The sequence below is a fragment of the Flavobacterium sp. UGB4466 genome, from assembly GCF_903469665.1.
Lineage (GTDB): Bacteria > Bacteroidota > Bacteroidia > Flavobacteriales > Flavobacteriaceae > Flavobacterium > Flavobacterium lipolyticum.
Window position 1 is genome coordinate 1 of sequence record NZ_CAGKLC010000123.1, and the last position, 10,458, is coordinate 10,458.

General features: G+C 35.0%; 4 protein-coding genes. All 4 read right to left on the reverse strand.

Annotated features, from left to right (window positions below):
• Positions 1-264: 264 nt before the first annotated feature.
• On the reverse strand, positions 265-1,824 hold the full coding sequence (locus JO950_RS19410) for a glycogen/starch synthase (RefSeq protein WP_202704125.1): 1,560 nt from the start codon (positions 1,822-1,824) through the stop codon (positions 265-267).
• Between the two features lie 51 nt (positions 1,825-1,875).
• A complete protein-coding gene (locus tag JO950_RS19415) occupies positions 1,876-3,744 on the reverse strand; it encodes a glycoside hydrolase family 13 protein (RefSeq protein WP_202704126.1) in 1,869 nt (622 codons plus the stop codon).
• A gap of 216 nt (positions 3,745-3,960) precedes the next feature.
• A complete protein-coding gene (locus tag JO950_RS19420) occupies positions 3,961-8,268 on the reverse strand; it encodes a non-ribosomal peptide synthetase (RefSeq protein ID WP_202704127.1) in 4,308 nt (1,435 codons plus the stop codon).
• Between the two features lie 61 nt (positions 8,269-8,329).
• The coding region (locus JO950_RS19425; protein WP_202704128.1) for an amino acid adenylation domain-containing protein at positions 8,330-10,458 on the reverse strand (2,129 nt) is incomplete at its 5' end.

The window sequence follows — 10,458 nt, forward strand, 5'->3', positions numbered from 1 at the left end:
ACCATGTAATAGTAGTATTGTCAAGATAAACAAGAAAGTACTATACTAGTACTTCTGGCAATGAATACTACTATTTGCATTAGTTTATAAAAAACTTCCGTTTATTTTCAAGAAGAGACACATTTATTTTTAAACAGTATTTTTAGTGTTTTTAGAATATATTATAAAAGGAACTTCCCACCATCAAATTCGTTTTTAAAGTGTAGAAAACATTATTTCTCTCGATAATCAGGTTCGATTTACAGATGATAAACGGTGTCCTATTTAAAACATTCCATCTCTATCATTATTTATGGTTTCTAAATCATCTGTGTGATATTCTTTTTTGATACTATCGAACAGTTGCAAATAGTTGTGCCTTGCTTTCTCCCATGAATAATCTTCTTCCATACACCTTAGCATTATTTTTTGCCAGATATCATTTTGGAATTTATAGGTATGAACTGTTTTTCTAAGTGCTTCAATAAGGCTTTTGAAATTAAATTCATCAATATAAAACCCAGTACTTATTTCGGGGTATTCGTTATGCGATATTACGGTATCACGCAATCCTCCTACTGGTCTGACAACAGGAACAGTACCAAACGACATTCCGTACAAGTGAACCAAACCACAAGGCTCAAATAAAGAGGGGCATAATATAGCGTCAGAGCCAGCTAAAAACAGATGTGCATCCGGTTCATTATAAGTTGGTATATAACAAAATTTATGAGGAAACTTTTTTTGAGCAAGTGCAAACCGTTTATTAATATTACCATTAAGCCCTCCACCCGGTCTTCCACACACAATTAGTTTTATTCCCGTATTCAAGAGGGCTTCAAATTTTTCGAGTGAAGTTTCTTCTGTGTCCCATGAGTTAATTATAATACCTATTCCTTTCTGATCCGTTAAACGTGACATCAATAAAATCACCGGGTCTGAAGAATCAACAAAACCGGCACGCTTAAGAAGAATTTCCTTTGCCTTTGCTTTCATGATGTTAACCGAAGATTTATTATAAGTACCCGGAATATAAGGGCTTTTTTCTGGGGACCAAATTGTTTGATCTATACCATTTGGCAGAGCAAAAATCTTTTTCTTTTTTATTGACTTTAAGTATGCGAGTCCTTTGTGAGGAAGGTTTCCTGTTAAGAGTTCTTTTCCATAATTTTTGCTGACAGTCCCAACATAATCCGCATTTTTTAACCCAATTGAAAGTAATGAAGCTGTTTTATACTCCCTAAATATTTCTTTTATTTCAGCACTTTCTTCTTCGTTTAAAAATTCAAGTGTATCCGGGAAAATATCGCCCTGATATTCATAATTATGAATTATTAGAATTGTTGAATACCTTTTTCTTGAATATATTTCATTCATTAATTTAGAAAACGCAAAACAACCGCATGCATGCCAGTCATGAAATAGAAGAAAATCAGGAAGTAGCTTTAAATTATAAATCAATTGTAAAGCTGCTTTTGCAAAATACAAATAAACAATATAGGATGATTTATTATCATAAGGCCTGTCGCCACTTTCTCCTAATAAATCACTTTCTGATGATTCCAGATCACTAAAAATTAATTCATCGGACATATTAAGGAAATAATAGTCAACATTGTCCTGATTTAAATAATAGTAGTCAAATTCATATTCGATATTTTGAATTTCAATCTTAAACGATTCCTTAAAATCAATATTCTCTATCATCATTCGCTTTTCGTAATAAAAAGAGATTACCACATTATGTGTACTTTCCGATAAATATTTTGGCAGGGCCCCGACAACGTCCCCAAGCCCTCCGCGTTTGTAAAAAGGTGCAACTTCAGAAGTAAAATGAATTATCATTTAATAAAAGTATTAGTTTGTTTATTAAGAAAAGGGACTGCGTTCCAGAGTTTACAATAACTCGAATGTTCCATTTTCTTCATTTATAAAAAATATTTCCGCCGAATATCTTTTGATTTTTGCTACCATTGAAGCATCCGCCTCCTTGTTAGCGCTATATGTAATTGGATGTAAATACTGATGGTCGATGTCATCAAAATTGAATACAAGAAATATAGAATCCTTGGCGTAAGATCTTTGAATGATCATTACTTTATTTTTATTATCTACCAAAGGAAAAGCGATGCTGCCAAAATTAAATATATTTTCATATGCCGCTTTTATTCTGTTCAATTTTTTTATTGTCTCATGAACAAAATCGCTTGTTTCACCAGACTCAAATTCCATACATTGTCGATTGTCCGGGTCGGCAAGACCATTCATACAATTTTCTTCACCGTAATATATTATTGGTGTACCAAAAATGCCATAAATAAGTGTAAAAGCAAGTGAATATTTTCGTTTATCTTTTATTATTGAATAAAATCTCGCTATGTCATGATTGCTTAAAAAATTCCAGGAGGATTGATTCACGCTGAACGAATTTCTACTCTGAACTTTCATAATGGACAGCACTAAATTAGATATCGAGACACTTTCATACTGAAAAAACGGAATAAGGCTATCCAGGTATAAGGAAAAGTTAGTTATTCCGTCCAAACCTGAATCTACAACAAAGTCTGATAAACTATTGTCCCATAACTCCCCAATAATCATTAGATCAGGCTTCACTTTTCTACTGGAAGTTACAAATTCTTTTATGAAAGAAACAGGCATCTCCGAAGCTACATCTAATCGCCAACCATCAATATTAAATTTTTGGGGCCAATATCTCGCTACATTCATAAAATATTGCTGTACTTCTTTTTCATCGAAATTAAACTGAGGCATATCTTTGTACCCATGCCACGAACTATAATAATGCCTGGTTTCATCAAAAAGAGGAAACTGTTCAATTTCAAACCAATTTAAATAGGCCGATTTTGCCTGGTTTTCTAAAATATCTTTAAAAGCGAAAAAATCTGTACTACAATGATTAAGGGATATATCGAGTATCACTTTAAGACCTAAACGATGCGCCTTTTCTATCAATTCATTAAAGTCTGCTTCGTCTCCCAGAACCGGATCAATCCTCTCATAGTCGATACAGTCGTAACGGTGATAGCTCTTGGAAAAAAAAATTGGGTTCAGAAAAATGAAATCAAACCCTAATCCGGCAATGTAATCAAGTTTTGAAATAATACCCTTTATGTTTCCTCCAAACAGACTAGAATAGGTAGGTTCTCCTCCCCATTCAACCAAGTTCAAACTATTCTTTTCTTCCGGTATACGATGAAAACGATCAGGAAAAACCTGATACCCTACTCTAAATGGCAAATAATCATTCCTTTTTTCAAGCGGGGTTGTAAAAAGGAATTCTGTGATTGGACTATCACATATTTTATGATTGTCATGAAGATATTTTGTTTGATTAGATCCGTTAAATTTTATACAGAAATTAATTTCACTTTTTACAAATTTAAGTCTGGCAAACCAAAATGTTACATTTTTTTCCGTGTAAGCGATCGAAAACGGATACTCCTCCGTGCCTTCTACTAAAGCTACATGACTTATCCATTTTTGATGTGTTATTAGTCGAACCTCCCAAATATCATCTTTAATATGACTTATGCAATGTGGCTTATTTGAAAATTGAATCGGACAGAAAATTTCTGTTTCCAGTACAAATGATGCTTTCTTTTGATAATCGTATTTAGATATGACAAACTGTTCATCATTTTTTGGTGAATCAAATTTGTTATTAAAAAAAAAATGATAAAAGAATTTTCCTTTAGGAAGATCTATTCCTATTTTAAAAATCCCTCCGCCTTTATATTTCATTTTTTTTCTGAAGTACCTTCCGTGAGAAGGATATACTCCAATATGAACCGTCTTTACAGACTCATCCGATAATTTGAATATAATTTCTTTCCAAATTGAATTTTTAGCTTTCTTATTTGTTACTTCATTATATATTTGATTCATAACTTACTCTTCACTTTCTTTGTTTAAAATTATATTCTATCCTTTTTTGATATGGAAAGCCCCCTATTAAAATTACTTTTCATTTAAATGGTGCGGAATCCTATTCACCCATTTATGTAGATTTTCACTTTGAAATAAAGTATTGTGCTCGCCAGGAATTATTTCTATATCCAAATCTCCATTAAAAATATTTCGCTGCGAATTTCCTTCTTTGACTTCGGCCGCGATATCATCAACAGACAATATTATTGTATTTTTAACAGCTAACGAAGGCCAATTATAATTGATATTTGCAAAGAAAGATTTTAAAACTAAATCATTGTAAAATTTATTCTGAAAAGCCCTCTTCAACTCATCGGATTCCACCTTAAACTGAAAAAGATTAATTTTTTCTAAGTAGTTGTTACAAATATCCCAAATGGTTGTTTCGTCATCAGTAGCTTTTTCCAGATTGCTAAATAATTCATCCGCATTCATCAATGTAGAACTCCACGCCAAATCTTTTTCGATAAACCACACAATTTCTTCCTTTGTGTAATTTGATTTAATCTCTTCTCTAGAAATACTTTCTACCCATAGTGGAGGATCAATCAGAATCAATTTTTTCACCTCTTTGTTTTTACTTATTAACTTACTAGCTATTTCAGCTGCTAATAAACAACCGCTACAAAATCCTCCTAAAGAAAATGGGCCTTCATTGTCAATCATTAATAGTTCTTCAACAGCTTCTTCCGCTATTTCAGATAATCTTGAGGGATCATAAATAATATTGTCTACTATTATTTCTTTGTTACTTTCTAAAAACTCATTTATCTCGGGTTTAATAGCCGGCGCTTGTATACTGTAAAATGTCAAATATTCCTCTAAAGAAACTGACATATCCATAATCCCTATTATACTTGTAGATGGCAATATTCCGCCTAATGGAGCACAAAAAAAGAATTTCTGTAATTTTTCATTTTTACTAGTAGCGGCAATTTTAACATGTTTAGATTTTTTTAAGGCTTTATATTCCGGTTCAAAATAATTTGCCCAACCATTGAGTTTATGAATTTTATCTGAAAAATCTCTTATTGTAAACAAATCAAATATTATTGATGTTGAGATTGACACTCCCATTTTTTTATTAATTTGGTTTGTCATTTGTATTGCACTTAATGAATGTCCGCCCAACTCAAAGAAGTTATCATCAATACCAACAAGTTCAATTCCCAGCACCTCCTGCCATATATCTGCCAGCGTCTTCTCTACCGGATTACGAGGCTCAGAATACCCTTTATCAAAAACCGATTTATCCACATTAGGAAGTCGAAGCAGGTCTATCTTACCGTTGACCGTCAGCGGGATCGATTCCAGTTCGACCCACAGCTGGGGAACCATGTATACTGGTAAACACTCCTGAAGATAGCTAACAAGCGCTTCTCTGGTATAACCCGAAACGGGAATAACGTAACCAATCAACTGTTTGTTCCCCGAAGCATCTGGCTTTGCCAAAACAATACTCTGGACACATAAACCACTCTGCAGTACTTGACTCTCTATTTCTCCAAGTTCTATCCTATGTCCTCTGATTTTTACCTGATTGTCTTTTCGGCCTATGAATTCTATATTTCCATTTGTCAGCCATTTGCCTAAATCTCCTGTTTTGTAAATACGTTCGCCTTCTTTAAACGGATTTGCAATGAACTTCTCTTTGGTCAGCTCTTCCTGGTTCAGGTACCCCCTTGCTAACCCATCTCCTCCTACGTAGATTTCACCCATAACTCCAATAGGTACAAGTTGCATTTCCGAATCCATGATATACGTCTGGGAGTTTGCAATAGGCTTGCCAATCGGAATATTCTCGTTGTATTCTTTATTTTCTACTTTATAACAAGTTGAGAATGTCGTATTTTCTGTAGGCCCATAACCGTTTACTATTTCAAGTTCTGGGTAGGCTTTTTTTACTTCATTGACATGGATAGCTGACATTTTATCCCCCCCTGACACCAGATACCTCAGGGAACTAAAAAATGACAGATCCGTTTCGACAATCTGATTGAACCAGGGAGCTGTGAGCCATAGAACATTGATCTCTTCTTGTTGCATAACTTCTTTGAATGCTGCAACATTCATGAGTGTGTTTTGTGACAGCAGATGTAACTGGCCTCCAAACAGAAGCATGCTCCATATCTCAAAGGTAGTAGCGTCGAATGACAATGCTCCGGTAAGAACAAGCCTGTCATTGGAAGCAGGGGTAAAAAAGTTCGTATTATAAACCAATCGGACGATACTTCTGTGCTCTACCATCACTCCTTTGGGTTTCCCAGTTGAGCCTGAAGTATACATCACATAAGCAAGATCAGATGGGCTACATTTTTTCGAAAGTTCTCCAGAATGATAATTCTCTTCATCAAATTCTATATCAATGGCAAAAACTTTTCCGTCATAATAATCGATGTCGTAAATGAAATTGGCTTCTGTTATCAGCAAATTTAAAGAACTGTTTTTTACAATATATTCCTTTCTGGAAGATGGATATTCAGGATCGATCGGAACATAAGCGCCCCCTGCCTTTAATACTCCCAGTATCGATATAATTACCCACTCACTTCTGTCCAACTGTATTCCTATCAGAGTATCAGGTTGAATATTGTAATTATCTCTAAGGTAATGAGCCAGCTGATTGGACTTTTCGTTAAGCTGTTGATAAGTCAGCCTTTTTTTACCAAAAACTAATGCAATATTATCTGGTGTCCTTTCCACCTGTTCTTCAAAAAGGTCTACTATTGTCTTCTCTTTTGAATAAGCTGCCGCTGTATTGTTGAACAATACTAACTGTCTATTCTTTTCTACTTCAGACAGATAATCTATTTGGGAAATTTTCTTGTCAGGGGTTTCAAGCAAGGCGTTTAACAGTTGCTTGTAATGCTTTATCAATACTTCAACCATGCCCTTATCATAGACATCCGGATTGAATGTTCCCCAAACTTGAATATAGTCATCTACTTCTTTAAACCCTATTTCAAGATCAAATCTTGACGTAAGATTTCCAATTTGGATCATTTGATAAGACTGATTATCAGCCGGTGTCGAATCACTTTCCCTGTCAGAACTGTTAAATACCAGCATTATATCAAAGAGTGTATTTCTGGAAATATCTTTTGGTAAGTTTAATTCCATCACTAACCTATTGAATGGATATGATTGATGAGAATAAGCATCTAGCATATTTTGTCTGACCTTTTTAAGTACTGAACCAAAGCTTTCTTCAGGACTTAGCTTATTTCTTATGACAAGCGTATTCACATAAAATCCGATCTGATCAATTGTGTCTGCATGATCTCTCCCATTTAGTGGAGTTCCTATGATGATATCTTCCTGAGAAGTGTACCGATACATTAACACATTCCATGCGGCGATCAACCCCATAAAGAGACTTCCACCATTTTTTTCAGAATATTTTTTTAACTTGGCAATAGTTTGCGCTCCTATGAAAGAACCTTTATAAGCTTCTCCTTTATAAGTCAACACTTTTGGCCGCGGTTTATCCCTTGGTAAATCTAATCTTGGTAATTCTCCCTTTAAATTATCTAACCAGTATTTTCTATGAGAATTTGCAGACTCATTTTCGAGCATATTCAATTGCCAGGCAGCATAATCTTTGTACTGGAATTTTAGCGGAGCCAAATCTGGAGTCTGACCTGCCTGATAAAAATCGTAAAATTTCCTTAGATCTCTCATAAATACATCCATTGACCAGCCGTCTGTATTAATGTGATGCAAATTATAATAAAGAACATAGTCTTCTTCTTCTAATCTGATTAAACTAACCTTAAATAATGGTCCATTTTCTAAATCAGGTTCCTCCTGACTAATTTTTCCTAAATAAGATTCCATCAATTCAACCTTGTTTTCTTCACTTCTGAAATCCTGATAATCTATCTTAAACCCTGAATTCTCTACACTCAAAATCCATTGTCTTAACTCTCCGGAATCATCTTTTTTATAAACAGTTCGTAAACTTTCATGTCGTTCAAGCATAGACCACAAGCTTTTTTTAACAGCCTCTACATTTACTTTAGAATCAAGGTAAACATCCCCAATAACCTGATAAGCTGCTGCCCCTCCTTCAAATTGACTTAAGATCCAAAGTCTTCTTTGCCCATCTGAAAGCGCATAACTTTCTTGAGAAGGGAGTTTTTCTATCTTGACAAAATCCGATTTTATTTCTGACCCTTGTAATAGTACTAAGATTTCCTCTCGACGATATTTAATTTTATCAGAGATTTCCGGAGTAAGAATGCCGGGTTTAATATCCAACTTTATTCGATCGTCGGCAAGATAAAGCCTTCCACCTAAATTCTTTATTTCAACTAACAAATCATAAACATCATCCATTTAAAAAAGGTATTATTTTTTTTATAAAAATTTAATTTTCTACAATTATATAAATTTAACTTTAAAACTCAATGGTTTCAATACTCGTTGTTTTTTCCTCCGAGCTCTTGTTAAGCCACATTCGAGTTTCAATTATCTTGGCATGTTCATATAATTTTGTTCTTTCAAAAAGTTCCTGAATGGTTAATTGTACATTAAAACTCTTATTATATTCAGCCACAAGACCAATTGCTCTCATACTAAATCCTCCTAAATCAAAAAAATCATCATTCATTCCAATATTTTTTTGATTCAATACCATTTCCCAAATTTCAATAAGCTTCTCTTCTGTTTTATTTTTTGGAGCCGCATATTCTACAACATTTACCAGACTTACACCTACGGGATCAGGTAGGGACTTCTTTGCTATTTTGCCGTTAGCTGTCAACGGCATTACTTCCATTTGAACAAAGTGCGCCGGAATCATATAAGAAGGTAACCTTTCTTTTAAATAGGTTTTTAAAGCTATTACGTTCTGCTCAACATTTAACGTAATATAAGCAACCAGCTCTTTTTCTCCAGACTCGTTCTCTCTGGCTAAGACTACTGCCTGACTTACAGCTTCATGTTTTACTAAAACATGCTCTATCTCTCCAAGCTCTATCCTATACCCTCTGAGCTTGACCTGGTCGTCTTTTCGGCCTATGAACTCGATGTTGCCATCGGGCAGCCAACGACCTAAATCACCTGTTTTGTACAAACGCTCTCCTGATTCAAATGGATTCGCTATAAATTTCTCTTTCGTTAACTCTTTTTGATTCAAATAGCCTCTGCCTAAACCAGTTCCAGCTATGCATATTTCTCCTGTTACCCCTGTTGGTACCATCTTATTGCTGTTATCCAATATATATATGTGGGTATTACCTATGGGTTTCCCAATATGTACTCTCCTGGTTTCTTTTCCTATACTGGCTACTGTTGACCATACCGTGTTTTCCGTCGGACCGTATTCATTAAATAAAACACATTCCGGCAATCCGATAAAATGCTCTTCTACTAAACTGCCACTTAATGTCTCACCCGCTAAAATCACCCTCTTAAAAGGTAACTTTCCTGATGCTGAATGTGACAACAGCAGCTGATAATACGAGGGTACACACAATATACATGCTATTGCATACTCACTTATAAAACTACTGATACTAAAAATATCCTTCAGGTGGTTATCCACTACAATGTATAATGTGCTACCGCCGGTAAGACAACCCCATAAAGCCGCTACAGACGAATCAAAAGAAAAAGAAGGTATCAATAAATACGATTCTACAAAATCATAATATGCATTTCTTGTACACGTAGAAGAATATAAATTTCCGTGAGCAATCATGACTCCTTTCGGATTTCCTGTCGAACCTGAGGTATAGATCACATAAGCCAAATGATCGCTTTTAGCCGTGCGAGTCTCTAAGTCTTTAGCATAACGCTCCTGATTTTCTTTGAACCTGCTTAACTCTTGCTCATCCAGACAAACCTTGCACTGAGTATCTTCTTTTATATAGTCTATTCTTTCCTGAGGGTATTGCGGATCAATAGGAACATAAGCTCCTCCTGATTTTAACACACCCAGTATCGACACAATCATCCACTCGCTTCGCTCCAATTGTATCCCTATCAGATCATCCGGCTGAATGTTGTAATTTTCTATTAGGTAATGCGCCAACTGATTGGATCGCTCATTAAGCTCCCTGTAAGTCAGTTCTGTATCCTCAAAGACTATGGCGATGTTATCCGGTGTCTTTGCCACCTGCTCTTCAATTAAATCTACAATTGTCTTGTCCTTCGGATAAGCTGCTGTTGTATCATTGAAGGTAAACAGCAGTTTGTGTTTCTCTTCTTCCGATACATAATCTATTTGTGCTATTTTCTCTTCAGGGGTTTCCAACAACGCATTTAACAACTGTTTGTAATGCCCTATCAGTCCTTCAACCATCTCCTTCTCGTACACATCCGAGTTGAATATAAAATTCAAGGACAGGCAATCGCCCACCTCCTGAAAAGTAATCTCTATATCAAATTTTGCTGTGCTATAACCCTGATCAACTACCTGATTTAACGCTTCTTCTGATATTTCAAATCCTGCAATTCTTTCGTCATTATTCTCAACAGTAAGCATGACATCAAATACCGCACTTCTGCTTGTATCTCTTTGAA

Excerpts from the sequence above, each read along its gene's own strand:
- JO950_RS19410 (WP_202704125.1), bottom strand. The coding sequence starts at position 1,824 with ATGATAATTCATTTTACTTCTGAAGTTGCACCTTTTTACAAACGCGGA.
- JO950_RS19415 (WP_202704126.1), bottom strand. The coding sequence starts at position 3,744 with ATGAAATATAAAGGCGGAGGGATTTTTAAAATAGGAATAGATCTTCCT.
- JO950_RS19420 (WP_202704127.1), bottom strand. The coding sequence starts at position 8,268 with ATGGATGATGTTTATGATTTGTTAGTTGAAATAAAGAATTTAGGTGGA.